24 protein-coding genes and 1 pseudogene are annotated in these 23233 nt (G+C 62.0%); 15 read left to right on the forward strand and 10 right to left on the reverse strand.

Annotated features, from left to right (window positions below):
• Window positions 1–49 precede the first annotated feature (49 nt).
• The 7 genes from LDB29_RS10770 (at window position 50) to LDB29_RS10800 (ending at window position 9910) form a co-directional block, all read left to right on the forward strand.
• Window positions 50–3994, forward strand: a complete 3945-nt coding sequence (locus LDB29_RS10770) for a hypothetical protein (protein WP_257554151.1) — start codon at window positions 50–52, stop codon at window positions 3992–3994.
• Complete coding sequence (locus tag LDB29_RS10775) at window positions 3991–7677, forward strand: hypothetical protein (RefSeq protein ID WP_257554152.1); 3687 nt, start codon at window positions 3991–3993, stop codon at window positions 7675–7677. Before LDB29_RS10770 ends, LDB29_RS10775 begins: the two co-directional genes overlap by 4 nt.
• Before the next feature lie 229 nt (window positions 7678–7906).
• A complete protein-coding gene (locus LDB29_RS10780) occupies window positions 7907–8284 on the forward strand; it encodes a hypothetical protein (RefSeq protein WP_257554153.1) in 378 nt (125 codons plus the stop codon).
• Between the two features lie 61 nt (window positions 8285–8345).
• Complete coding sequence (locus LDB29_RS10785) at window positions 8346–9032, forward strand: N-acetylmuramidase family protein (protein WP_257554154.1); 687 nt, start codon at window positions 8346–8348, stop codon at window positions 9030–9032.
• A complete protein-coding gene (locus tag LDB29_RS10790; RefSeq protein WP_257554155.1) occupies window positions 9029–9301 on the forward strand; it encodes a hypothetical protein in 273 nt (90 codons plus the stop codon). The genes LDB29_RS10785 and LDB29_RS10790 overlap by 4 nt, the downstream gene beginning before the upstream one ends.
• A gap of 23 nt (window positions 9302–9324) precedes the next feature.
• Window positions 9325–9699 (forward strand): hypothetical protein, encoded by a 375-nt coding sequence (locus tag LDB29_RS10795; protein ID WP_257554156.1) that lies wholly within the window; start codon window positions 9325–9327, stop codon window positions 9697–9699.
• Between the two features lies 1 nt (window position 9700).
• A complete protein-coding gene (locus LDB29_RS10800) occupies window positions 9701–9910 on the forward strand; it encodes a hypothetical protein (RefSeq protein WP_257554157.1) in 210 nt (69 codons plus the stop codon).
• A gap of 403 nt (window positions 9911–10313) precedes the next feature.
• On the opposite strand, the gene LDB29_RS10805 is transcribed toward LDB29_RS10800, so the two are convergent.
• Window positions 10314–10508: a hypothetical protein gene (locus LDB29_RS10805; RefSeq protein WP_257554158.1), complete on the reverse strand. Its 195-nt coding sequence runs from the start codon at window positions 10506–10508 to the stop codon at window positions 10314–10316.
• A gap of 165 nt (window positions 10509–10673) precedes the next feature.
• Between LDB29_RS10805 and LDB29_RS10810 the strand changes: the two genes are divergently transcribed.
• Genes LDB29_RS10810 through LDB29_RS10825 form a run of 4 tightly spaced genes read left to right on the forward strand, consistent with a single transcriptional unit; the run spans window position 10674 to window position 13955 of the window.
• Window positions 10674–11570: a DNA adenine methylase gene (locus LDB29_RS10810; protein ID WP_257554159.1), complete on the forward strand. Its 897-nt coding sequence runs from the start codon at window positions 10674–10676 to the stop codon at window positions 11568–11570.
• Window positions 11571–11613: 43 nt separating this feature from the next.
• Entirely contained in the window at window positions 11614–11997 is a 384-nt protein-coding gene (locus LDB29_RS10815; RefSeq protein ID WP_041380262.1) for a transposase, read from the forward strand.
• Window positions 11994–12341, forward strand: coding sequence for an IS66 family insertion sequence element accessory protein TnpB (tnpB, locus tag LDB29_RS10820; RefSeq protein WP_011950829.1), 348 nt, complete (start codon window positions 11994–11996; stop codon window positions 12339–12341). Before LDB29_RS10815 ends, tnpB begins: the two co-directional genes overlap by 4 nt.
• Before the next feature lie 39 nt (window positions 12342–12380).
• Complete coding sequence (locus LDB29_RS10825; RefSeq protein WP_373886338.1) at window positions 12381–13955, forward strand: IS66 family transposase; 1575 nt, start codon at window positions 12381–12383, stop codon at window positions 13953–13955.
• A gap of 157 nt (window positions 13956–14112) precedes the next feature.
• Here LDB29_RS10825 and LDB29_RS10830 read toward each other — a convergent pair whose 3' ends face one another.
• From LDB29_RS10830 to LDB29_RS10865, 8 genes are all read right to left on the reverse strand, one after another.
• Window positions 14113–14463, reverse strand: a complete 351-nt coding sequence (locus LDB29_RS10830; protein WP_257554161.1) for a thermonuclease family protein — start codon at window positions 14461–14463, stop codon at window positions 14113–14115.
• Window positions 14460–14936: a hypothetical protein gene (locus tag LDB29_RS10835; RefSeq protein ID WP_257554162.1), complete on the reverse strand. Its 477-nt coding sequence runs from the start codon at window positions 14934–14936 to the stop codon at window positions 14460–14462. The genes LDB29_RS10830 and LDB29_RS10835 overlap by 4 nt, the downstream gene beginning before the upstream one ends.
• A 21-nt stretch (window positions 14937–14957) precedes the next feature.
• A complete protein-coding gene (locus LDB29_RS10840; protein ID WP_257554163.1) occupies window positions 14958–15437 on the reverse strand; it encodes a hypothetical protein in 480 nt (159 codons plus the stop codon).
• Window positions 15437–16003 (reverse strand): hypothetical protein, encoded by a 567-nt coding sequence (locus LDB29_RS10845; RefSeq protein ID WP_257554164.1) that lies wholly within the window; start codon window positions 16001–16003, stop codon window positions 15437–15439. Before LDB29_RS10845 ends, LDB29_RS10840 begins: the two co-directional genes overlap by 1 nt.
• Window positions 16004–16217: 214 nt before the next feature.
• Window positions 16218–16643, reverse strand: a complete 426-nt coding sequence (locus LDB29_RS10850) for a hypothetical protein (RefSeq protein ID WP_257554165.1) — start codon at window positions 16641–16643, stop codon at window positions 16218–16220.
• The gene (locus LDB29_RS10855; RefSeq protein ID WP_257554167.1) at window positions 16644–17129 is read right to left on the reverse strand and encodes a hypothetical protein; all 486 of its coding nucleotides are present in this window, start codon (window positions 17127–17129) and stop codon (window positions 16644–16646) included. It abuts the gene before it with no gap.
• A gap of 67 nt (window positions 17130–17196) precedes the next feature.
• Entirely contained in the window at window positions 17197–18354 is a 1158-nt protein-coding gene (locus LDB29_RS10860) for an IS4 family transposase (protein ID WP_087575690.1), read from the reverse strand.
• Between the two features lie 55 nt (window positions 18355–18409).
• On the reverse strand, window positions 18410–18844 hold the full coding sequence (locus LDB29_RS10865) for a hypothetical protein (RefSeq protein WP_257554168.1): 435 nt from the start codon (window positions 18842–18844) through the stop codon (window positions 18410–18412).
• Between the two features lie 294 nt (window positions 18845–19138).
• On the opposite strand from LDB29_RS10865, the pseudogene LDB29_RS10870 reads away from it, so the two are divergent.
• The 4 genes and pseudogenes from LDB29_RS10870 to LDB29_RS10885 form a co-directional block, all read left to right on the forward strand.
• Window positions 19139–19882, forward strand: a pseudogene (locus LDB29_RS10870) (glycosyltransferase family 2 protein); the annotation flags it as partial.
• Entirely contained in the window at window positions 19879–20940 is a 1062-nt protein-coding gene (locus LDB29_RS10875) for a hypothetical protein (protein WP_025550224.1), read from the forward strand. The pseudogene LDB29_RS10870 and the gene LDB29_RS10875, both read left to right, overlap by 4 nt.
• Before the next feature lie 49 nt (window positions 20941–20989).
• Complete coding sequence (locus LDB29_RS10880; protein WP_025550226.1) at window positions 20990–21904, forward strand: sulfite exporter TauE/SafE family protein; 915 nt, start codon at window positions 20990–20992, stop codon at window positions 21902–21904.
• Window positions 21901–22662 carry a TIGR02186 family protein gene (locus LDB29_RS10885; RefSeq protein ID WP_025550228.1) on the forward strand — a complete coding sequence of 254 codons (762 nt, stop codon included), beginning with the start codon at window positions 21901–21903 and terminating at the stop codon, window positions 22660–22662. The genes LDB29_RS10880 and LDB29_RS10885 overlap by 4 nt, the downstream gene beginning before the upstream one ends.
• Here LDB29_RS10885 and LDB29_RS10890 read toward each other — a convergent pair.
• Window positions 22659–23129, reverse strand: coding sequence for an Lrp/AsnC family transcriptional regulator (locus LDB29_RS10890; RefSeq protein ID WP_257554171.1), 471 nt, complete (start codon window positions 23127–23129; stop codon window positions 22659–22661). The two genes, LDB29_RS10885 and LDB29_RS10890, sit on opposite strands and share 4 nt — an antisense overlap.
• Window positions 23130–23233 lie beyond the last annotated feature (104 nt).

A 23233-nucleotide genomic window follows, 5' to 3' on the forward strand; every position in this document is an offset into this window, starting at 1 on the left:
CGTTCACATATTCGGGGGCCTCAATGCCCCTTTTCCGTGGAGGCGACCCTTGTCTGACAGTGCTGTTCCGACGCTGGAGGTCGGCTTTGCGATCGATTTTTCCGATAGCTTCGGTCAGCTTAATTCGCTGGACGACCTGATTGGCACCGCCTCCGCCAATGCCGTGCGTGAGTTTCAGAAGATGGAAGCCGCGACCAAGGGCGTCGTGAACCTGGGCGGTGCGACTGCTCAGGTCACGACGTTCGGCGCGGCGGCATCGCGCGAACTTGCCAATGTCGCGCGGGACACGAACCGCGCCGAACGCGCCGGCGAAGCGATGGTGCGGCAGATCGAGCGGCAGATCGAAACATTCGGGAAAAGCGCGGCGGAGCTTCGGCAGATGCGCGCCGAGATGCGCGCGGCCGAAGCGGACAGTCGGGGGCTGACCGAACTGGCCTCGCGGCTGCGGGCGGCGAGTGCAGAAATGGACAGGCTGGAAATGTCCTCATCTAACTTCGCCGTTACGGGAAACCGCTCGCGTGGTGTGGTCGCCCAGCTGATCCCGCAGTTCAACGATCTCGGCGTTCAGTTCGCGATGGCCGCGCAAAGCTCGGAGCCGCTGAAGATGGTCATGATGGCCATCATCCAGCAGGGCTCGCAGATCATGCAGGTTGGTCAGCAGGCCGGCGTCGGCCTTGGCGGCATGGCGAAGCAGACGGTCGCGGCGACAGGTGCACTCCTGCTGGCAAACCCGGCGATCCTCGCAACGGCCGCCGCCATTGGGGTGGCGTCTGCCGCGATCGGCTTCATGACCAGCGAAATCAACAAGAACAGCAGCGTCACGGTCACCTGGCAGGATACCGCCCTTGGGGCTTGGGACGCGGCTAAGGCCTACCTCAGCGGCCAGCTGACGCCCGCGTTCACCTTCTTCGGCACCACTGCGGAGGAGGTCTGGAAGCAGGTCGTGAACGCCACGAAATGGGCGGTGAACTGGATGATCGGGGTTGCCACCCTGCCTGCCCGCAATTTGCTGGCCGCGTTCAATACGCTTCCCGCCGGCATTGGTGATGCCTTCTACTCATCCGTGAACATCGCCATCAAGGCCATCAACTGGCTGGTGGAGAAGGGTGTCGGAGCAATCAACTCCTTCTCGCAGACCGTCAACTTGATCCTTCCTGCGGCGCTCCAGATCCCCACGATCAGCGCGCCCAAGATCAAGGAGGTGGAGAACGCATATGCCGGTGCGGGCGCGAAGGCTGGCAAGGCGCTGCTGAACTCCATCACCGACACGGTGACGCGGGATTTTATCAGCGAGGGCGTGGGTCTCATCAGGGAAAGCGCAATCGCCCGCGCCAAGGCGCGCGCCGAGGAGGATGGCAAGAAGGTCGGCAAAGCCGCCGCCAAGGGTATTAAAGACGGGCTCGCGGATGATGGTGTTGCGGAAGCTATGGCCGATGCTATCGCCACCGCTCAGGGGAACGTCTATCGCCTGGTTCAGGAAATGGTTCAGCGGCAGCAGGATTGGGGCAAAGGACAGCTGACCTGGGGCCAGCAGGACATTGCCGCGCGGGATGATGCGGACAAGCTGAAGGATGCCGGCGTTGAGAACGCTCGCATCGCCTTAGATGCCTTCATGGCCGACCTGGACAAGGTCTCTGATCGCGTCGATGCGCTCGCGGCGAGAATGCGCAACGCCTTCGGTTCGGTCGGTGGCGCAATTGGCGACATGATCACCATTCTCGATGAATATGGAAAGCGGCAGGCCGAGATTGATGAGGAGCGCCTCCTCGGCGGTGCAGATGCCAAGCGGCTGGGCGAGCTGCGCAAGCAGGAAGCGTCCAATCAGCTCTCCGGCATGATCGCCCTCACGGGCGCCGCGAAGGGCCTCTTCAACGAGCATAGCAAGGGCTACAAGGCGATGGCAGCGGCGGAAAAGGCGCTGACGATCATCCAGCTTGCCCGCACTGCTGTGGACGTTGCTGGCGGTGCTGCGCGCATGTTCGCGGAGCTGGGCCCATGGGCGTTCCCTGCCGTTGCCGCGATGCTGGGCGTGATGGCGTCGCTCGGCTTTGGTGGCGGTGGATCGTCAAAGCCCCCACCGACCAATACCGGCACGGGCACAGTGCTGGGCGATTCCTCCGCCAAATCAGAGAGCATCAAGCGTGCCATCGACGCGCTGAAAGAGGTGGATACCGTCACCAGCGTCTATACGCGGGAAATGGCAGCATCGCTTCGGTCGATCGAAAGCCAGATCGGCGGCTTTGCCACGCTCTTGGTCCGTCAGGCCGACAGCATCAATGCCTCCGACGGCGTGAACACCGGCTTCAAGATGGATACCACCGGCAAGGTGCTGTCGGGGCTCATCACCGGCGGCGGCATCCTGACGAAGATCCCCATCCTCGGCAGCATTCTGGGCGCGATCGGTGGCGTCGTCGGTTCGCTCTTTGGCACCAAGACGACGATCGAAGGCACCGGCCTCTATGGGCGCGCGCAATCGCTGGACGATATTCTCAGCGGCGGCTTCGACGCGTCCTATTACACGGACATCAAGAAGAAGAAAAAGGCGTTCGGCATCAGCTATTCGACCAAGTATTCAACGAAATATACTGAGGCCGACGCCGCTCTTGAAAATCAGTTCACGCTCATCCTGCGCCAGTTCAATGATGCGATCGTTGCTGCTGCTGGGCCGCTGAGTCAGGCGACCAGGGATATTCAGAACCGTCTCAATGGATTCGTGGTTGATCTGGGCAAGATCAACCTGAAGGGCCTGACCGGCGAGGAAATAGAGGAAAAGCTGAACGCAGTTTTCGGCGCGGCGGCCGACAAGATGGCCACGACAGCCTTCCCCGGCCTCGAACGCTTCCAACAGGTCGGCGAAGGCATGTTCGAGACGCTGGTGCGGGTCGCCTCAACTGTGGACGCGGTCACCACCTCGCTCGACATGCTGGGCACCTCGGCGTCGGGTCTGACGGTCGATATGAAGATGGCGCTGTCCGGTCAATTCGACAGCGTGAGCGACTTCACCAACGCCGTCGGTTCCTACTTCGAGAGCTTCTACACGAAGGAAGAGCAGGCGGCCGCCCGCACGGCGCAGTTCGCCGATGTGTTCGCCAGCCTGGGCCTGACGATGCCCACGACGCTGGCAGCATTCCGCTCGCTGGTCGATGCGCAGGACCTGACCACGGCCGCCGGGCAAGCGACCTATGCGACGCTGCTCCAGCTCGCGCCTGCGTTCGCGGATCTTCAGGCGGTCATGAATGGGGCGAAGAGCGCCGCAGACATCGCCAGCGAGCGGCAAGATCTCCAGCGGCGGCTGCTGGAGCTGAAAGGTGACACGGCGGCCCTGCGCGCCCTCGACCTCGCCAACCTCGATGCGAGCAACAGGGAAATCCAGAACCGGATCTGGGCCCTTCAGGACGCGAAGGAAGCGGCGGATGCCGCTGATCAGCTGCGGCAGGCTTGGGTTTCGGTCGGCGACGGCATCATGGATGAGGTGAAGCGCATTCGTGGGATCACCGACGGCAGCGGCGCAGGCGGCTTCGCGACGCTGCTGGGCGAGTTCAATGCCGCCACCACGGCCGCGCGGAACGGCGATCAGGATGCGGCAGGGAAGCTGGTCAGCCTGTCACAGGCGCTGCTCAATGCCGCGTCACTGTCCGCCACCAGCAAGCAGGAGCTGGATCGCGTGAAAGCGCAGACGGCCGCCAGCCTGGAGCAGACGAACGCCATCATCATGGCGTTGGGTGGCGTGGCTGCCTCAACTGGGTCCGGCAGCACGTCTGCTGCGACGCTGGAGTCCGCCGCGACGGCGCAGGCGGCCACCCCCACCGCAACGAACGACAATATGGCGGTCGAGCTGCGGGCTTTGCGGGAGGAAGTAGCCCAGATGCGAGCGGACAATAATGCAGGGCATGCCGCGAACGCCAGTAACACCGGGGCCATCAAACGGAAGCTGAACGATGTGACGGCGGCGAGCGGCGGCGAGGCGATCAGCGTCGTGGGGGCTGCCGCATGAAGGTGATTATCGACGGCGATGAGATCGAGCTCGGCACGACCGAGGCCCAGCCCACAATCGGCATCGTAGATTACAGCCGACGGGAGACCGACGACTTCGGCGTGACCACGGTCGTTCGGCGCGGCTTCGCGCGGCGCATGTCCGTGCGGGCGAAGGTGACGTTTGATGAGGTCGATGCCCTGCAGCGAACGCTTGCTGACCTGCGGGCTCGAGCCGTGAAATGGGTCGCGGACGAGCGGTTTGCGAGCCTGGCTTTCGACGGCTTCTACAAAGACTTCGCTATCGATCTTGCGGTTCCGCCCGTCAGCTTTTGCACGCTCACCGTGGAAGGATTGACCGAGACGGAAGCGGGCGCTGACCCTGGAGGCGATCCGGCAACGGACGGGAATAGTTCGACCCTGCGGCTACTTCAGCCTGCGACGATCGACGATAGCGTGCTGACAGCCAGCAGCATAGCTGAAGACGATCAGCCGGCCTGGACCATTGGCACCACCTATCCCTTCGGGGCCCGCGTCATTCATGCGAATCGCCAGTGGGAAAGTGTCGTTGTCGGCAACCTCGGCCACGAGCCTGCGGCGGACAGCACTCAATGGATGGACATCGGTCCGACGAACCGCTGGGCGATGTTCGATGAGGCCCTGGGCACGCTCACCGAGGCGGCGGGCAGCATCGTCGTCACACTGGACCCGGCGCAGCCTGTCGACTCACTGGCGCTGCTAGATGTGACCGCTGCCACCGTTCGAGTGCAGGCGCCGGGCTATGATCGCACCATCGTGCCCGCCGGTGTGTCAGGGGCGGCCATGTTCCTCGATCTTCCAGCGACCGCTGCCGCCATCACCATCACCGTGAGCGGCGCGGGCTCGGTTTCGGTCGGCACGCTCTTGATGGGCAGCTTGGTTGGGCTTGGCGTGACTGGGGCGTCGCCCAGCGCGGGCATTAACGATTTCAGCCGCAAGGAAACGGATGAATTCGGCGATGCGGCCGTGGTCGAACGCGCCTGGGCAAAACGCATGGAAGCGCGGGCGTTGCTTCGCACCGATGCTGTCGATCTGGTCTTCGATCGCATTGCGACCGTGCGCGGCCGGCCCTGCCTGTGGATCGGGGCAGAGGGCGTGGAGGCGCTCAGCATCTACGGCTTCTTCAAGGATTTCTCGGTAGAGGTAGGGGAGAATGTCAGCACCCTTTCGCTGTCGATCGAGGGACTGAGCAAAGCTCAGCCGCTCGCACCGCTCACCGATCCCATTCTGGTCACCGTCTATCAGTCGGCGCCAGTCGCGCCACCGACGCCGGCACCGAACAGCGGCGAGGTTCCTCTCGGCTGGTCTGTCGTGCCGACGGATATATCGGCCGGCGTCTATCGCTGGTCGACGCAAGCGCAGTTTCTGGCAGGCGAGCAGAAGACCGACTGGACGGTGCCGGTCAGGGTCGCCGGCACCGCGTGGGAAGATGTCGCCGATCCTATCGGGTCCAAGCCTGCGGATAATGCCGACGTCACTCAGGATGTTATCGAAAATGCGCGCTTCGATCTCGCTGCGGTGTCGGGTCGGATGGGCACCGAGGTTCGTCCCCGATTCGATCCGATCTTCTGGACCTGCAATTTTCCGAACACGATGATGGCCGCCGTCACAGGCGGGCCGGCCAGCATCAAGATGGACGCCGTATTCTTCGAGCGCGGGCATCTGGCGGGGCTCATATGGGAATCGGCGGATAAGCTCGATCACGCAACCACCCGCTATGACACGGACAAGGATTATCGGAACTGCACGCTGGCCTTCGACTACGCACTGATCGGCGACATTCGGCCGATTGACGAAATCGGCGGCCCCACCCTCACGATCGAAGGACGCGATGCTAGCGGTTCTGCCATGACGGCCTACGTTATGCTCTATCACTGTCGGACCGGCGGCGATGGTGTGAGCGGCCATTGTGTCCTCGATTTCAATAACCTGCCAGCAGGATATGACGGCAGCGATGATGTATTTGCCGGCGACGTCGACCGGATGTTCATCTCCATGTCTCCCGGCAACTACCTCGATGGGTCAACGACCAAGCTGTCCCCGCCGATCGAGGGGGCCATGATACTCTCCAATATTACGGTTACGGGTTCAAACTCCGCGCTTGTCTGCGGCCTAGGGCCGGGCGGCGAGCATCGCGTCCGCATGACCAACGGGTATGACGACACGTACAATATCGTTCCGGATCGGATCGTGCGTAACTGCCGCCTGCTGGGCTATGAAGGCGAGTTCAATCACTATGTCGGCATGTCCCATTACTTCCAATGGGCATGGGATGCGGGGGCGTCGCGCTACATCGCGCAAGATGCAACGAACCCGCTGAACACCCCCTGCCGCGTGTGGCACGAAGCGCTCGCCGCGGCCCTGGGGGACGCTGGTATGTCGCTGATCGTCTCGCTGAGCTATGAGCTGTTGAACAGCTTCTGCCCCACCTCATGGCGGCAGCTAGACAGCGTAGGTAACCCTGCCCTGACCGGGTGGAGCCCGCCATCGGCTCTGCTGTCGCCCTGCAACACGACGGCGATGGGCTATCTTCAGAAGGTGGCGCGCCAGTTCTGCGGCATCGCCGCCGACGCTGGGTTGGACATCCATTTCCAGGTGGGCGAACCTTGGTATTGGATCAATTTCGCTGGCGTTCGGACGCCCTTCTTCTACGACCCCGACACAACGGCGCTCTACACGACTGAAACGGGCCTCACCGCTCCGATCATCACGGACATGTCGGCCGCCATATCGTCGGCGCAGCTGGTCTATCTAGACTGGCTGGGTGAAAAACTGGCGGCCAGCATTCTCGACCTTATCGACGCCGTACGCGGCGATCATCCGGCAATGACCAGCTACGCGCTGCTCTATCTGCCCCAAATGCTTGGAGAGAGCACGCCCGAGGCGCACCGCGTCAACATGCCGCCTGCGCTCGCCTATCCTGCACTCGATATTCTGCAGGTCGAGGATTATGACTTCGTGATCGACAACCGGCCGGACCTGTCGGCCACCGGTCGCGACCGGATCGAAAAGACATTGGGATATCCGCGATCGAAGCAGCATTATTTTGCCGGCTTCGCCCTGAATGCCGACCCGTCCGGCGCTTTGTGGCGCCGCATAACCAATGCGATGGCGGCCGCCTACGAATGGGGTGTCGATCCGGTGTTCGTCTGGGCCTACACCCAAGTGATGCGGGACAGCTACGTTCCGCTGTTCCGGGCCGCGCCGGCGCTGGGAATGGCCGATATCAAGGACGTCGATCTTTCTGCTGGAACGGTTGGCCGGGACGTCCTCGTCTTCGATCATGAGACGCGCCGATGGGTGCCGGGGAAGCCGTGGCTGGCCGACATCCCGACGCTACCTGGAGTCCCGACGGTGCAGCTGCCTACGCTCACCTCTCCATGGATCAACTATGGCGGCGGCTATGTGGGCGCGCGCTACTATAAGACGGCCGAAGGGCTGGTGGTGATCGAAGGGCTCATTCAGGCGCCGGGGGGCAGCCCTTCGGTCGATGTTGTCTTATTCACGCTCCTAGAAGGCTATCGCCCCAGCGGAACATTGATGTTCGGCCCATGGTCGGGCGGTGGATCGTGCCGGATCGATGTCACCGACAGCGGCGAGGTCGTCATGCGCAACGGCAACACAGCCTTCACGTCACTTGCGGGCATCACCTTCATAGCTGCATGACCACCCGCTGCTCCTTCTAATCGAGCACCGCACCGAAGGCATCATCAACGGCGCCCAATCTGCCGATCGCACTGTACCCGTCGCCTAGAAATCGGGCGGTGAACAGTGGGGGCGCGGCGTGGCCCGTCTCTTTACTACAGCTCCTCTCAACCTAAGCTCGGCATTTCAGGAGAGCTGATGAGGATAGAAATTCTCGGGCGGAATGCGCCCATACGAGGAAAGGTCAGCGATGGACGATGGCGGGCTCGTGGGTGACGTAGCGCAGGTTGCGGCCGGCGGTTTCAGTGTGGGAGGTGGATTATACGCGGTGCGGTGGCTCATTCTTTGGCTGACGGGTCGCGCCGACAGGGTTGCGGCGTCAAACGATCAGCAGCGCGCCGAACTTGATCATAGCTGGAAAAGCTATCGGCTGACGCTGGAGGCCAGGCTAGAGAAGCAGGATGAACGCATTGAGCGACTGGAGCTGGAAGTGGAGGAATGTCACTCCTCCAAGCGGGAGACGGAAGCCCAGCTGGCCCGCCTGCAAGCTTATGTCAATGGTGAGGGGCAAGCCCGGCAGCTGGGTGCGGTGATCGCGGCTCATGACAGGCGGCTTGGGTCCAGCTGACCCGATCAAACAAAATGACATTTGCGGGCGCTTGAGGCGCCCTTTTTCATGGGAGACGCAAATGGACCACGCCACGCTTCAGCGGCGGCTGGCATCGCTCGGCTATTATGCCGGGGCGATCGACGGGATATTCGGGCCGCGCAGCAAAGCGGCGGCGCTGGAATGCCTCACGGACGGCCCTGACTATTCCATCACGGTGGGTGATGTAGAGCAGGCAGCCGCTCTGCTGTGCGTCGCTCCAGCAGCAATCTGGGCCGTCTATGAGGTGGAGGCTGCGGGCGACGCCTTCGTGCATGGTCGTCCGACCATCCTGTTTGAACCGCATCGTTTCAGCAGGTCGACCGGCCATCAATATGATGCTGCCTTTCCCCGGCTATCGTCGCGCGGGTGGAACCGGAAGCTCTATCCCTCATCCCAGCAGGCGCGATGGGATCAGTTGATGGACGCCGTTGCGCTCGATGTCGATGCGGGGTTCATGTCCGCCAGCTATGGGGCCTTCCAGATCCTCGGCGAGAATTATGCCGTCTGCGACGCACCCGACCCATGGTCGTTCGCTTGGCGGCAGGCGCAGACCGAGGGTGACCAGCTGGATGCATTTATCCGCTTTGTCGAAGGCAAGGGACTGAAGAAGGCGCTCCAGCGCAATGACTGGGCAGCGTTCGCCAAGGGCTACAATGGCACGGCCTATCGCGAGAATCGCTACGATGAGCGGCTCGCGGCGGCGTTCGCGCGCCGGAGGGCGGCATGAACAATCGTCACAATGTCATCGCTTACCTGGCCACCCTGGCGGCGATCGTCATCATGTCGATCGTCGCGGCCATCATCTGCGTCAGTGTCGAGCCTGACACCCATCTCGCCCAGATCGTTGCTGCGCTCGGCTTCATCAGCGCGGCCGTGACCGGCCTCATAGGCGTAATCGGCACCTTCAAGGCGCGCGACGACAGCGCGGCCATGAATGAGCAGCTGATCGCCAAACTTCCGCCGGCTGATCCCCCAGCGGGCGAACCCAAGTCTTGACCCTTCATTCTCAGGAGTTTGCCATGAAACGCATCAGTCCCCTTTGCCTGCTACTCGCCCTCTCGGCCTGCGGCGGCATCACCAATGCCGTGAATGGCATCCCCGCCTCGCCCACGACTGTCGCTAATAGCACGACCCTCGATGAGCAGGGCGTGCTGGCCGCCGAGTTGGCCTACAAGGCGGCGCGTGTCGCGGTCGAGACAGGTGTGGATGCGGGGCTGATCAAGGGTCCGACGGCCGCCAAGGTTGCCCAACTCGACCGGCGGGCGTTCGCCGCCCTCGGCGTGGTTCGCAAGGCTTATGCGGCAGGCAACGCCGCGAGCTACGCCAGCGCCCTCACGAGGGCCCGCGCGGCGATAGCCGATCTTCTCACCCTCACCGGCAAGACTGGAGCCTGACATGAACATATCTACCCTCCTGAACGTCCTGCCCGTCGTCGGACCAGTGATCGCCAAGGCGCCGGAGTTCGTGGCGCTCTACCAGGCCGCGTCTGCCGCGCTCAATCCACCCGATCAGGCTACCGCCAAGAAAGCGCTGGCGGATATTCAGGCGGACAATGATGAGGGGCATGCTCGGCTTCAGGACAAGCTGGCCGCCGCCGCGCGGTAGATCGAAAGGTGCCTCGCCCCCATAGGTGAGGCGCTAAAAGCAGAGGGCGAGACTCGGGAGAGACGGAACCCACATATGCGGTTCCGCAAGGCCTCACCCTCTGAACCTGCTGACAATTCGCTTCCACTCCCGCTCATCGGGTAAGGGAAGCGTGATCTGCGGCGGCTGGTCTGCCAAATCTATGCCGCTTGGGCGGATGCGCTTCCCTAAGCGGCGGCCGCATTCCCGGCACCAGAACCTTTCTCGCGCGGCCCTGAAGCTGTCGTCCCAGCCTCGACGATGAAAATGCCACCAGATGCCGTGAGGGTGGAACAATCCGAAGTGACCACATCGGCAGATGACCTTCACCGTCCGATGCCACGCGGCCGCCTCAAACAGGGAGGTGGCAACCTTCAGTCCGTCTCTATAGCGTGCCACATTCCGCCAGTGCCTCGTCAGCAAGTTCCTGCAATGTGGCGTAGCGAACCGCCACGAGATCCTCGATCGCGTCGGAGATTGATTTTACATCCCTTCCGGTGAGGCCGCCCTCATCCATCGCATCATCATCCGCCAGCTTCTCAGCGAAGCGCCGGAACCGAGATTTCAATTCATCATCCATTTGGTTCTCCGTCCGGTGAGCCAGTAAGTTCCCCGCCTCGGCGGGGGTTGAGGCGCGCCAACGCCTCAAGCCGGCGGTCTCGACCCGCCATGTCCCCGGCTGGCCTGCCGGTTTCATCCCGCCTCCCGGCGCTCGGGAGGGGTGAACAGATATGGAACAAACATAATGGAGTCGAGTCCGCTTTTTGATGATTTCGTGTCCCCCGTGCCGCCGGTGGCGGCCTACATCGGCGGCAAGCGGAGATTGTGGAAGCGCGTCACCCGCGCGATCGATCTGGTGCCGCACCAGTCCTATGGCGAGGTTTTCATGGGCATGGGAGGGGTGTTCCTGCGGCGTGGGCGGCGGCCGCGCGCGGAATATGTGAATGACTGGTCGGAGGACGTGGCGACCTTCTTCCGCATCCTCCAGCGCCACTACATCGCCTTCCTCGACATGCTTCGATACCAGCTCACCACGCGGAGCAATTTCGAGCGGTTGATGCGAGTCGACCCGTCGACGCAGACCGATTTAGAACGCGCTGCCCGGTTCCTCTATCTCCAGCGCCTCGCATTCGGCGGCAAGGTCGCTGGCCGCAGTTTCGGTGTTGACGCGGCCAATTCAGGCGGTTTCGATGTGACGAAGCTGCAGCCCATGCTGGAGCAACTGCATGAGCGGCTCGCGGGCGTCACAATCGAACGGCTGCCCTGGTCGCACTTCATTCGCCGCTATGACCGGCCCGACATGCTCTTCTACCTCGATCCGCCATACCATGGCAGCGAGGGCGACTATGGTTCCGGCATGTTCGATCGGGCGGAGTTCGCTGTAATGGCGGAGCAGCTGCGCGGGATCGAGGGGCAGTTCCTGATGAGCATCAATGATGTGCCGGAGATCCGCGAGGCGTTCGCCGGCTTCGCCATGGCGACCGTCGACCTCCAATACACCGTCGGCAATGGATCGCCGGTAGAAGCGCGCGAACTCCTCATCACGAACGTAAGCGGGGTCTGGCGACCGCCTTGCGCAGCGCCCATTAGCCGGGATGATTGCCGCTCTTTAAGCGGGGTGGCCGGTGTCGGACGAGATTGAAGATTCAGCGAGCAGCGCAGCGACTACTCATACGAGCGGTCGTATGAGTAGTCGGATAGAGATCGTTAGCCGGGTGTCAGGCCGGCGGCGGTGGACGGTAGAGCAGAAGCTGGCCGTGCTGCAGGATGCATTCGGCCCGGAGGGCTGCGTGCGCGCGGCCTGTGAACGCCATGACGTCGGCAGCGGCTCGATCTACACATGGCGGCGACAGGCGATGTCCGGTGAGCTCGCCGGGGTGCGCAAGTCGATCAAGCCTGCCTTTGCGGAGGTGCAGATCAGCGATCAGCTGGCCTTGCCTGGGCCAACGGTCGCAGCACGCAGCGAGGGAGTGATCGGCATCGAGCTGCCGTCTGGCATCAGGGTGAACGTGGACGCCACCGTCGATGCCGATGCCCTGTCGCGGGTGATCGGCGTCCTGACGCAATGATCCCGCTGCCGCCCTCAACGCGGATATTCCTGGCCTGCGGCGCAACAGATATGCGTAAGGGTTTTGACGGCTTGGCTGTGATGACGCAGCAAGTTCTGGAGCAGAGCCCGCATTCCGGTGCGCTGTTCGCCTTTCGAGGGAAGCGCGGTGATCTGGTAAAGCTGCTCTGGTATGACGGTCAGGGCATGTGCCTTTTCTCCAAGCGGATGGACCGAGGCCGGTTCATTTGGCCATCGACCAAGACCGGTTCGGTGGTGATGACGGCGGCCCAGCTTTCCATGCTTCTGGAAGGCATCGACTGGCGGCGGCCGGAACGCACTTTCACCCCGTCACTTGCGGGCTAAAACGCCCATTTTCCGGCGCTTTTTCTGGCATTGCGGCGTCTGTTCCGCTATAGGGTCGCGGTGTCGGACGCAGGCCTTTCCACCGCTGATAAAGACGCTCGGATCGCCGAGCTCGAAGCTGCTTTGGCGGCCGCCCACGCCGATATTTCTGCCCGCGACATCCTGATCGACACGCTGCGCGTGCAGATCGCGCGCCTCAAGCGGATGCAGTTCGGCAAGTCGTCCGAGAAGCTCGACACTCAGATCGCACAGCTTGAGCTTGCGCTCGAAGAGCTCGAAGGCGAGGCCATCGTCGCCGCCGCCCGCCGGGCCGATCCGGCAGAGGTTGATCGGCCGTCGCCTGTTCGTGCGCTGCCTGCTCATCTGCCGCGGGAGGAACAGCGGATCGAGCCCGAACGGGGCAGTTGCACCTGTCCAGATTGCGGCGGAGCGCTGCGGCCTCTGGGGCAGGATAGCGACGAGATGCTCGATGCCGTGCCAGTGCAATGGCGTGTCGTTCGGACCATCCGGCCCAAGTATAGCTGCCGGTCCTGCGAGAAGATCGTCCAGGCGCCCGTGCCGGTAAAGGCGATAGCGCGCGGCAAGGCGACCTTCGGCACGCTGGCCCACGTTGTCGTCTCCAAGTTCGACCATCATCTGCCGCTTTACCGCCAGGCCGAGATCATGGCTGCGCAGGGGGTCGAGATCGACCGATCGACACTGGCGGGCTGGGTAGGACAGGCATCCGTGCTGCTCGACCCGATCGTCAGTCGCATTCGCGAGGTGGGCCTCACCGCCTCAAAGATCCATACCGACGATACGCCTGTTCCCATGCTTGATCCGGGCCGGGGCAAGACGGCCACCGGCAGGCTTTGGGCTTACGCCGTCGATGATCGTGGCTCGGGCGCTACGACCCCCTCGCTCGTCTGGTATGAGTTCACCACCGATCGCACCGGTGCGCATCCCCAGCGTCAGCTGGCCAACTTCGCCGGCTACCTGCAGGCTGATGGTTACGCCGGTTATGACAAGCTCTACGACACGAACCGCGTCACCGAGGTTGCTTGCTGGGCGCATTTCCGGCGGAAGATATTCGACATCCACGCCACCAAGCCGACGCCGCTCACCACCGACCTGCTAGAACGCATCGGCCAACTCTATGAGATCGAGGCAGAGGTTCAAGGCCAGCAACCCGAGATCCGCCGACGAAGCCGGCACGACCGCACTCAGCCGTTGATCGATGAGCTGCGGCAAGCACTTGACGATGCCCTGCGCCGCCTCTCGCCCAAGTCCGAGATGGCGAAAGCGATCGCCTATGGTCGCAAGCGCTGGGTGGCGCTCACGCGCTTCCTCGATGATGGGCGTCTGGAGATCGATAACAACATTGCGGAGCGTGCCATGCGATGCGTGGCCTTGGGCCGTAAAAACTGGCTGTTCGCCGGATCAAAGGCAGGCGGCGATCGGGCGGCGGCCATCTACTCCGTTATCGAGACCGCAAAGCTCAACGGCCTCGAACCACAGGCCTATATTGCCGACGTTATCGCCAAGATCGCCGGCAACTGGCCTGCCGCTCGCTGGGATGAACTCATGCCCTGGAATTGGCGACCAGATCAGCAACCGATCGCCGAAGCCGCCTGATCTGCGGCCTCCAGCCCACGCTTACTCACGAACTGCCGCGAGGTGTCGATCGAGCGCCTAGTGCCGTCCGGCGCGGCGGCCTGATTGTGGGTGCCGTGGGTTCGTGCCCACGGCGCTCGCCCCGGATTGACATCGCAGGGCCGCCATGCGGAACTATTCAGCGGCAGTCGTTGGCCAGCAGCCCGCCATTGTCCCACTTAGCGACATACTGTGCCTGTCCACGCCGGATCTGCTCGCAGGCGAGGTTGCGCCCGCCAACATAGACTTGGGCGAGCGTGCGCCCATATCGATCCTGTCCGACCCGCTGCACGTTGGTCCGCCCACCGACCATCGCCTGTAGGCTCCGCTTGCTGGTTTGCCCGTCGCCGGGCACGCAGATCCTGCCTTGTCGGCAACCGTGGATCTCGGGAGCGTCGATGCCCAGCAGACGGATGCGCTCACCATCAATACGGAGGGTGTCTCCGTCCACAACGGCTACGGCGGCGGCAAGAATGAACGCGGCAATCATGGGAGGATGCTATTCATGGCGTGCCACGCGCCGATGCCAAAGGCGGCAACACTGCCAACCGCTGCGCCGATGGCAGCATAGAGAGCGCAGTTACCGATGCGGCGAGTTGGGTCGGTTTTGTGCGGCTCATCAAGCATGACCATCTTAAACTGCGTATTGGATCGCTCGAGCGCGTTCATGTTCATAAAGAACGCCTGCGAAAAGTAGGCTAGAATGTAGGCTGCTAAGCCGAGCAAAAGTCCGCCTATGAATGATGAGAATGCTACACTCATAGCTGCCCGATCGAACGTCGCCTGAGAATTTCCTATGAAGGTGAGAAGGGCGACGACGGCGCCTCCGTTTACCAGCATGAGATTCTTCAAGGCTGCTTGAGCGAAATCGGTCTGATAGGTCAGCCGTGCGGACTCCTCCGCAAGCTTGGCATCATGGTTCAGGCGATATATTTCGCGGAAATCTTCTTCTGACGCAGGCAATGTTTCCCCCTTCGGCCGTCGTTACTTTGACGACAGTCCCAGCTCACGGCGTCCCTCGCCGATCATCCATTTCAGCGCCTTGTCGATCACCAGATAATCTTTCTCCAGTGTCGCGTAATGGTCACCGTGCTCGTCATCGTGATAGTCTTTGAACGCTTGGCTTAACCGCTCGCCGGCCTCTGACGGCAGGATCAACTGAGCCGTCGCGATGCTGCTTTCCCACCGCCGAACAGCATCCTTCATCCTGTCTCCTTGACGTTGGGAGAACTCGGTCGACGGTTCACGCCGACATAGCTCATCATCCATCCAGCGCCCGAGGATCAACCTCATTTCGCTCATGCAGGCGATTGCCTCCGAATAGGCCGCGAGCCTCTGCTCCCACGTTTTCTCGCTTTTGTATCTACGGAGTGCCCATGTGACCGTAAGTCTGGCGACCGCCATCGCGCCAACAAACTGAGCAGCCAATTTTGCAACCTCCAGCCATACCTGCTCAGGTTGCATCAACGAGCCATCCAATGGATCCGCCAAGGATGGCCTTCGGTGGCATCTTCCTGATGAGGAAATTCGTCACGCCGTCTTTCGAGGACGCTCCAAACTGGGTCGGGGATAATCATAGGGCATTTGTCGATATCGAACTGCTGACCAGGCCGGGCAGCGATCCTTATGAAACCGAGTCCTAAAAGTCCGGCAGCGTAACCGCCGTCGACATCGGCGGAGAATGTCTTGTGATTATGGTGCAGCAGATAGCCGAAGATCCTCCGCTCAACGCCCGTCAGATGGGGGATATGAGCCTCAAAGGACCGCTGAGCGGCCCAATGCTGATATCGGCGCAGCACATAACGCCTTGGGTATGCAAGTAAGCGGCCGATCACGCTGAGAAAGCTGATCGCAGCTAGGCAGCCGCATACAAGCATCACCGCCCATGCGGCTATAACCATCCATACGGCCGGCTCAGGAACGATGCCCTGCCGACTGAGCCAAATGAAGAGTCCTGCGGCTACTGCGATGGCAAGGGTCTGCCCGCCGCTAGCCTTCAGAATGTCTAGTGCTTTGCCCCAGTCCCCCATAATGGAAGCCATACATTCGATTTAGGGATCGCGCCAAGCAGGAAATTCCGTTCCCCCACACGTCGAAAAGCCGCGAAAAACCGTGGGTGGTTCTGGCAGCAATTTGGGGGAAGGGTGATTGAAAACAAAAAGGAAAGTGCTTCCACGGCTGAAAGGCTGTTTGGAGCGAATATGGATACAGTGCAGGTAGATCCGCGAAGCACATAAGCGACAATTATTGCGGAGCTAACTCCACCGGCATCGGGATCGGTCCCACCGTCCCCGCAATCACCCGCTTTTCTAAGATCGTCGTCCAGTCCGAACCGTTAACCCTCATTTCGACCTTCGCGGGGCCTGTTTCCGTTACAACTAACGGCACAGTTGGGAGAGGCATTGCTGACTGCCCCAATGCAAGAACCTCCACCTCAGACTTCAGTTCGGAATTTCCACCCGGAGCGGAGAAGCGGAACTCGACTTCACAAGGGCCGATCTTAGAAGGTGTAAATTCAACATAAGCGGATAGACCAAGCTGAACGGGGAACTGAGAAACCACTATATCCGATGAATACACACCGAGTATGGAAAGCTTATTGTTCGCTTCCGGCCTTATCAACTCGCACAAGACGACAGAATTAACAGAGAAGTTTCCCACTTTAATCATTTATGGCTGATCCGACTTTATCGAAAACTTTGAAATAATGGCGACCTGTGGAGCGGCTTCCGCAGTGTGAATGCCTGGACACGGCTTTACGGTAGAGTTGGTAGCCGCCGCCGAATTGTGAAAAGTCACCCATGACCGAGCTGCTTCGCTCGGATGAACATAATTTGCCCGTGGATCGCAAGCTAATCGCTTGCGAACTTGGATATCCAAGTCAGCGTCCATGCCCTCAGCAAGCAGACCGATTGAGCGAAGGGTCATATTCATGGACGAACTAAGCCATCGTTGCACTTGCTTGCGAGAGCGTCCGATACGATCACCCAAAATCTGGTAATTCAGGCCGTCACACTCTTTTCTATCCTCGTAAACATGGACCAAAGCGGCCCACGCACGATCCTTTGCGCGAAATTCCGCGTCGTCCAGTTCATCTTCTTCTAGCGCGGGTAAGCACGCAAAAAGTGGTAGCTGCACTTCAGTTTGGTCAATCATCTTGTCGATCCAGATAAGCGAGAAATTGATCCTTAGATGCGACCGGCCAACTCACGAATCCCCTCATTCAAATGATCCCGAAAGTGCGTTTGAGGAGCTGGTGCTCGCGGATAAGCTTTTCGAACTGCAGGATGAGAGGCCGTAGTCTATCTTCGGTCATGTTGGGGATCAGTTGATAGTACATTACCCCTTGGCGGAACAGCGAATGCACGCGTCTTTTGGTCGTGCTGGTGCGCAGATGCCGGTCGTAGCCGATGGCCTCCCCGGCGGCGCCGAGCACGGTCAGAAGCACAATGGCGAGAGCGGCGATCAGCCACAACCTGTCGCGCCGGGCGGGCGTGGAGACGCGGGTTGCCGACATGCCCATCCCGAACCGCCAGTCCTTGGCATCGCGGAACGAGCATTCGATGCCCCAGCGCCGCGAGTAGAGGTCAATCAGGGTCTTGGCCGTCACTGTGGTCAGGCTGGTCGCGAGACACCACGGCTCTTTCATGTCCCTGGCGTGGACGCACATGACCGCGCCGACCGGGCAACCCTGCGCCGTGACTGTCGCCTCGCGCAGCAGCCTGGCCCGTCCCGATGGGCCGATCCACTCCTTCGCCGGGCGGCTCTCCCCGGCGGCCGTCACCTTGATGTTGCCGCGAAAGCGGATGACATAGTCGAAGTGCAGCTCGTCCTTGAGGACGCCGTAGAGCTTGGTGTCGCCAAAGCCGCGATCGGCGACGAGCAGCACCTTCACTTCTGTCGGCAATAGCTCGGCAAGCCGGGTAATGATCCAATATTCATAATGATTGCGCCGCTCTTTCAGCTCCGTCTTGCGTACCGTCAACCACAGTAGCGGCGTCGCCCGGCCATGCTCGGTAAGCAGCGACAGCATCAGGGTCGAGTGCCCGTCGGCATCGAAATCGGTCCAGTCCATGGCGACGACGATCTCGGTGCGGCTACCGAGGCAATAGCCGGCCCAGTCGGCCATCAGCGCGTCGACATCAATCCCGTCGTTCGACAGCAGCCGGTCGACCTGCTTGATCGCGTGACGCGAGAGGCGCCCTTCCTGAGCCAGTGCGAGACCGTGGCCAATCGCGCTCACCGCCAGCGATGACGCCCGCAACGCGCCCACCGTCGCATTCGCCAGCGATCTTACCCGCTTCGCGTGCAGGCCTTCGCCAAACAGTTCGTCGACAAACGAATGGACCGCTTCAGAAGAAAACGCCGCCTTCCCGTTCATGATATTCTGATCTCCCTTCGACACGGAAATGCAGAATCATCTTTCCCAACCCACGTCATCTCAAAAATGAGGGGATGGCTGAGACCGGCCAAGGCATTTTTATGTATTCTTTTTCACCGAACAAATCGTTCCAATGCTTCTCCCCGTCCTGCCGGACGGCCTTCCACGCTGGGTCCGACATGCCACCGAAGTTTCCTCTTGGCTGGAACGAGGTCGCAACGAAAGCGCCTGGCCTGCCAAAAAAGCCGAAGAGCCGAGTTTGTTCAACGGGGAGACCCGATCGAAACTCCCAGAACCCCTGCATCGAGCTATCGGGCTTCAGCGAGCCCAATTCCTTCATGTCTATATTGAAATTAAGGTGGGCCCCGATGACGTAGCGCTCGAGCACCGCTCGCATAGCTTGACGCCGCTCTTTGAGCTGTTTCGGAGAGTGCCATTGAGTGGTTTCCCACGGGCGCTTTTGAACAGCATCGAACACATCCCCCAGCATGTAGAGGCATCTACCATCTGCCCGCGTTTGCATGCGGGCTGTCGGCTGCCACTTCATCAATCTACCAGTCGTGCAGTGCATCTCGAGGTCCGCCCATGTCAACATATTTGTAGTCATGCCCTGCTTTACAAGCGGTGAACGGACCGCTGGTTTTCCTTGGGGGCGTATTATGGGGGTGAAATGACGGGGTCAATTCAGGCGGCTAGATGAGATTTCCGCTGCCCACCCAGACCGTCTCACTGCAACGAGATAGGAGTCCAACTGCTGCGGAATTGCGCCAGTGTCCAATGACTGGAAAGCCATGGAAAGTTCCTGACCGTGCGCGAGGCCATGGGTGCGTCCATGCCCTCGGCCGGGGTGGCCTGCGCATTCGAGCGGCAAATGCTGGAAAGGCTTGTGAATCCGGCCAATGGCGGACCGTTCGATCCGAAATCGCTGACCGAGGATTATGAGGTCGGCCTGCGTATCAGCAATATGGGCGGGCGCGGCGTGTTCGTCCGCATGCGCGATGGGGAGGGCCAGCTTGTCGCGACCAAGGAATATTTTCCGGACAATCTGACGGATGCCGTCAAGCAGAAGGCGCGCTGGATGGTCGGCATCTCGCTTGCCGGATGGGATCGCATGGGCTGGCAGGGCGGCCCCGCCGAATGGTGGATGCGGATGCGGGACCGGGGTGCGGCGCTTTCCGCCTTCGTCCTGTTCACCGCCTATCTGGCGCTGCTGCTCTGGGGCGTGCTGCTTGCCGGGAGCCTGTTCAGCGCCTTCCCCGTGCCCAGACCCACGCCAGTGGTCGAAGCCCTGCTGTGGCTCAACTTCGGCTTCATGAGCTGGCGGATGGCGATGCGCGCGATTTTCTCGGGCATGGCTTATGGCTGGGCCTTCGGGCTGGGGGCGATACCGCGCACGCTGATCGCCAACATCATCGCGATGATGGCTGCCCGTCGGGCTATGTTCCTGTATCTTCAGTCGCTGTTCGGCAAGCCGCTGACCTGGGACAAGACGCATCACCGCTTTCCCGAGCTGGATTATCCGGGGTGAGCGAAGCCGCCACGGGGCGCCCGCTCCGCTTCTTCCTCCTCGTGATGGCGGGTTGGGTCGCGATCCGTCTGGCAGGTCCGGAGGGTGATCTTCCCCAAATGGCGAGGGAAATTGACGGCGAGGGGCGTTTTCACCCCACCGCCTATTCGAAGAAGAAGAAGAGCCCCGCAGCCGCGACGGGGCATGACGCACCGGCCTGGTTCGGTGAAATGCCGCAAAAGCGCCAGCATGCCGCCATCCAGCGCCCTATATTCAAGGACTCTCGACGCCTTGGGAGAAGGACAAGCGCGAACGCCGCCTTCCTGTCCATCGAAGAGAAGGCGGCGCCGGCAGCACAGAACCAGAGTGGCGGTCGCGTCGTTCCATCGAACAATCCTGCGCCAGCCTTGCCCCTCGCTTCCACGCCATCCGCAAGCGACGCCCGCTGGCATGGCAGCGCCTGGCTGCTCTGGCGCGACGGAAGCACGACCCGCGCCGATGCCGTGACGGGCGGCAGGCTGGGCGGATCGCAGGCGGGCCTACGCCTCGATTTCGACCTGACCCCGCGCTCATCGAGCCGGGCGGCCGCCTATGCGCGAGCCAGTGCCGCGCTGAACGAACCGGCATCTCCGGAAGGCGCGCTCGGTATCGCATGGCAACCGGCGCGCACCATTCCGGTCAGCTTCGCGGCGGAACGACGGATTGCACTGGGCAAGGGCGGGCGCAACGCCCATGCCCTGCTGGCGGCAGGCGGTTTCGGGCCGACGCCGGTGGCGCCCTCGCTGGAAGTCGAAGCCTATGCCCAGGGCGGCATGGTCGGCTTCCGCTCTCACGACCTGTTCGTCGATGGCAAGATGTCGCTGCTGTCGCCGCTAGGCCATTCGCCCATGCGGATCGGCGCGAGCCTTTCCGGCGGCGCGCAGCCGCAGGTCGAGCGGCTGGACATCGGGCCGGAATTGCAGGTCCGCCTGCCGCTCAGGCCGGTGAGCGCAAGGCTGAGCATCGAATGGCGGGAACGGATTGCGGGGCGCGCGGCACCGCCGTCCGGCCCGGCCGTTACGCTGGGCGCTGATTTTTAAGCGGGAGCGCCTTTATCTCTCCGCATATTGCGCTTAACCCAGGAAGCGCATGGATCTCTATCTGCCCATCGCCAACCTGTCGGTGAATGCGCTGGTCATCATCGCCCTGGGCGGCGTGGTGGGCCTGCTCTCCGGCATGTTCGGGGTAGGCGGCGGATTTCTGACGACGCCGTTGCTGATCTTCTACGGCATTCCGCCGACCGTCGCGGCCGCTTCGGCGGCGAGCCAGGTGACGGGCGCCAGCGTATCGGGCGTCGTCACCCATATGTCGCGCGGAACGGTCGATTTCCGCATGGGCGGCGTGCTGATCGCCGGCGGCGTGGTGGGCGCCGGCCTCGGCGTGCTGATCTTCCGCCTGCTTCAGGCCATCGGCCAGATCGACACGGTGATCGGCATCCTCTACGTGCTGATGTTGGGCGGCATCGGATCGCTGATGGCGAAGGAGTCCATCCAGGCGCTGATCGCGCTCAAGACCGGGCGGAAGATTCAGGCCCGCAAAAGACGGCACCATCCGCTGGTGGCGGCCATGCCGATGCGGTGGCGCTTCTATCGGTCCGGGCTGTATATTTCCCCGCTGGCGCCGCTGCTGCTGGGCATGGCGACGGGCATCCTCACCATGTTGCTGGGGGTCGGCGGCGGCTTCATCCTGGTTCCGGCGATGCTCTACCTGCTGGGCATGACGACCCAGTCCGTCGTCGGCACGTCGCTGTTCCAGATATTGTTCGTCACCATGGCGACGACGATGATGCACGCCATGACGACCCATGCGGTCGACCTGGTGCTGGCCCTGCTGCTGCTGATCGGCAGCGTCACGGGAGCGCAGGTGGGAACGCGCCTTTCGATGACGATCCGGCCGGAATATCTGCGCATCCTGCTTGCCGCGATCGTGCTGCTGGTGGCGGCACGCATGGCGCTGGGGCTGGGCTTTCGGCCCGATGAAATCTACACGGTGGAGATCCGGTGAGGCGGCGGGCGCTTCTGGCCCTGCCGCCGGCCCTGCTGCTGCTGACGGCGGCGGACGAACCGATGCTGGTGCCTGACGTGTCCCAGCGCGAGGTGGAAATACAATATAGCTTCACCGGCGCTGACCTGCTGCTGTTCGGCGCCATCGTCTATCCCGATGGGCGTCGGCCCAGCAAGCCGCCGGACATCATGGTCGTGCTGAAGGGTCCGGACCAGTCGATCACGATGCGCGAAAAGCAAAAGGTGGCCGGCATCTGGGTCAATGCCGACAGCGCGCGCTTCCGGTCAGCGCCCAGCTTCTACGCCATCGCATCGTCCCGACCGGTGGACAAGGTGGTCGATGAGCGAACGGCGGCGATCTATGAAATGGGCGTGGACAAGCTCCAGCTCTCCCCTTCCTCGCTCAACGACAGCGCGGAGCTGGACCGGTTCCAGAAGGGGCTGATCGACCTCAGGGAACGGGCCGGGCTCTATGTCGAGCGGCCGGGAACGGTGGAGATCACCGACGGCGTGCTCTACAGGGCGCGGCTGCCGCTTTCGGCGCGTGTGATCGTCGGCGACTATACGGCGGAAACCTTCCTCGTGCAGGATGGCCGCGTGGTGGCCGCCGCCGTGCGCGACATCACCGTCCGCAAGTCGGGCTTCGAACGCTTCATGGCCGTCGCGGCGGAACAATGGCCCTTCGCCTATGGTCTGGTCGCGATGATGCTGGCCGTTGGCATGGGATGGGCAGCAGGCGCAATAGCCAGGCGGGTTTAGCGCCGCGCCGCTTTCCTGGGCCGCAGCGCATCGCGCATGGCGATGCTGCTGTTGATCCGGGTGACGCCCGGCATGCGGGAGAGGATTTCGCTGTGGATCGCTTCATAGGCGGCCACGCTCTCGGTCTCGACGCGCAGCCAGTAATCAACGCCACCGGTCATCAGGAAACATTCGCGGATTTCAGGACATTGCTGCACGGCATGTTCGAAACGGGCGAGATAATCCTCCGTCTGCCGGTCGAGCGTCACCTGCACAAGGACATCGACGGCGCGGCCCTCCTTTTCCATCGGTGCGGTCACGATGGTATAACCGCGGATCACGCCGGCATCCTCCAGCATCCGGATGCGCCGGTGACAGGCCGAGGGAGACAAGCCGATCTCCGCCGCAATCTCCGAATTGGGACGCCGCGCATTGAGCCGCAGCAGGCGGATGATCGAGCGGTCCACGGCATCCAGCGATTCTGCCATTTTTTCCATTTCCTGCGAAGGATCGTTCAATTATCCCGTCACATTAGACGATCCTGCGGTCATTTGAGAGCATTTTTACCGAGCGCCGCGTTACCCTCCCTGCA

This window comes from Sphingobium sp. CFD-2 (assembly GCF_024611135.1).
Classification (GTDB): Bacteria; Pseudomonadota; Alphaproteobacteria; order Sphingomonadales; family Sphingomonadaceae; genus Sphingobium; species Sphingobium fuliginis.

What these genes read in the sequence shown, in the direction of transcription:
- LDB29_RS10775 (WP_257554152.1), top strand. Translation starts at nt 3,991, where the DNA reads ATGAAGGTGATTATCGACGGCGATGAGATCGAGCTCGGCACGACCGAG.
- LDB29_RS10780 (WP_257554153.1), top strand. Translation starts at nt 7,907, where the DNA reads ATGGACGATGGCGGGCTCGTGGGTGACGTAGCGCAGGTTGCGGCCGGC.
- LDB29_RS10785 (WP_257554154.1), top strand. Translation starts at nt 8,346, where the DNA reads ATGGACCACGCCACGCTTCAGCGGCGGCTGGCATCGCTCGGCTATTAT.
- LDB29_RS10790 (WP_257554155.1), top strand. Translation starts at nt 9,029, where the DNA reads ATGAACAATCGTCACAATGTCATCGCTTACCTGGCCACCCTGGCGGCG.
- LDB29_RS10795 (WP_257554156.1), top strand. Translation starts at nt 9,325, where the DNA reads ATGAAACGCATCAGTCCCCTTTGCCTGCTACTCGCCCTCTCGGCCTGC.
- LDB29_RS10800 (WP_257554157.1), top strand. Translation starts at nt 9,701, where the DNA reads ATGAACATATCTACCCTCCTGAACGTCCTGCCCGTCGTCGGACCAGTG.
- LDB29_RS10805 (WP_257554158.1), bottom strand. Translation starts at nt 10,508, where the DNA reads ATGGATGATGAATTGAAATCTCGGTTCCGGCGCTTCGCTGAGAAGCTG.
- LDB29_RS10810 (WP_257554159.1), top strand. Translation starts at nt 10,674, where the DNA reads ATGGAGTCGAGTCCGCTTTTTGATGATTTCGTGTCCCCCGTGCCGCCG.
- LDB29_RS10815 (WP_041380262.1), top strand. Translation starts at nt 11,614, where the DNA reads ATGAGTAGTCGGATAGAGATCGTTAGCCGGGTGTCAGGCCGGCGGCGG.
- tnpB (WP_011950829.1), top strand. Translation starts at nt 11,994, where the DNA reads ATGATCCCGCTGCCGCCCTCAACGCGGATATTCCTGGCCTGCGGCGCA.
- LDB29_RS10830 (WP_257554161.1), bottom strand. Translation starts at nt 14,463, where the DNA reads ATGATTGCCGCGTTCATTCTTGCCGCCGCCGTAGCCGTTGTGGACGGA.
- LDB29_RS10840 (WP_257554163.1), bottom strand. Translation starts at nt 15,437, where the DNA reads ATGCAACCTGAGCAGGTATGGCTGGAGGTTGCAAAATTGGCTGCTCAG.
- LDB29_RS10845 (WP_257554164.1), bottom strand. Translation starts at nt 16,003, where the DNA reads ATGGGGGACTGGGGCAAAGCACTAGACATTCTGAAGGCTAGCGGCGGG.
- LDB29_RS10850 (WP_257554165.1), bottom strand. Translation starts at nt 16,643, where the DNA reads ATGATTAAAGTGGGAAACTTCTCTGTTAATTCTGTCGTCTTGTGCGAG.
- LDB29_RS10855 (WP_257554167.1), bottom strand. Translation starts at nt 17,129, where the DNA reads ATGATTGACCAAACTGAAGTGCAGCTACCACTTTTTGCGTGCTTACCC.
- LDB29_RS10860 (WP_087575690.1), bottom strand. Translation starts at nt 18,354, where the DNA reads ATGAACGGGAAGGCGGCGTTTTCTTCTGAAGCGGTCCATTCGTTTGTC.
- LDB29_RS10865 (WP_257554168.1), bottom strand. Translation starts at nt 18,844, where the DNA reads ATGCTGGGGGATGTGTTCGATGCTGTTCAAAAGCGCCCGTGGGAAACC.
- LDB29_RS10880 (WP_025550226.1), top strand. Translation starts at nt 20,990, where the DNA reads ATGGATCTCTATCTGCCCATCGCCAACCTGTCGGTGAATGCGCTGGTC.
- LDB29_RS10890 (WP_257554171.1), bottom strand. Translation starts at nt 23,129, where the DNA reads ATGGCAGAATCGCTGGATGCCGTGGACCGCTCGATCATCCGCCTGCTG.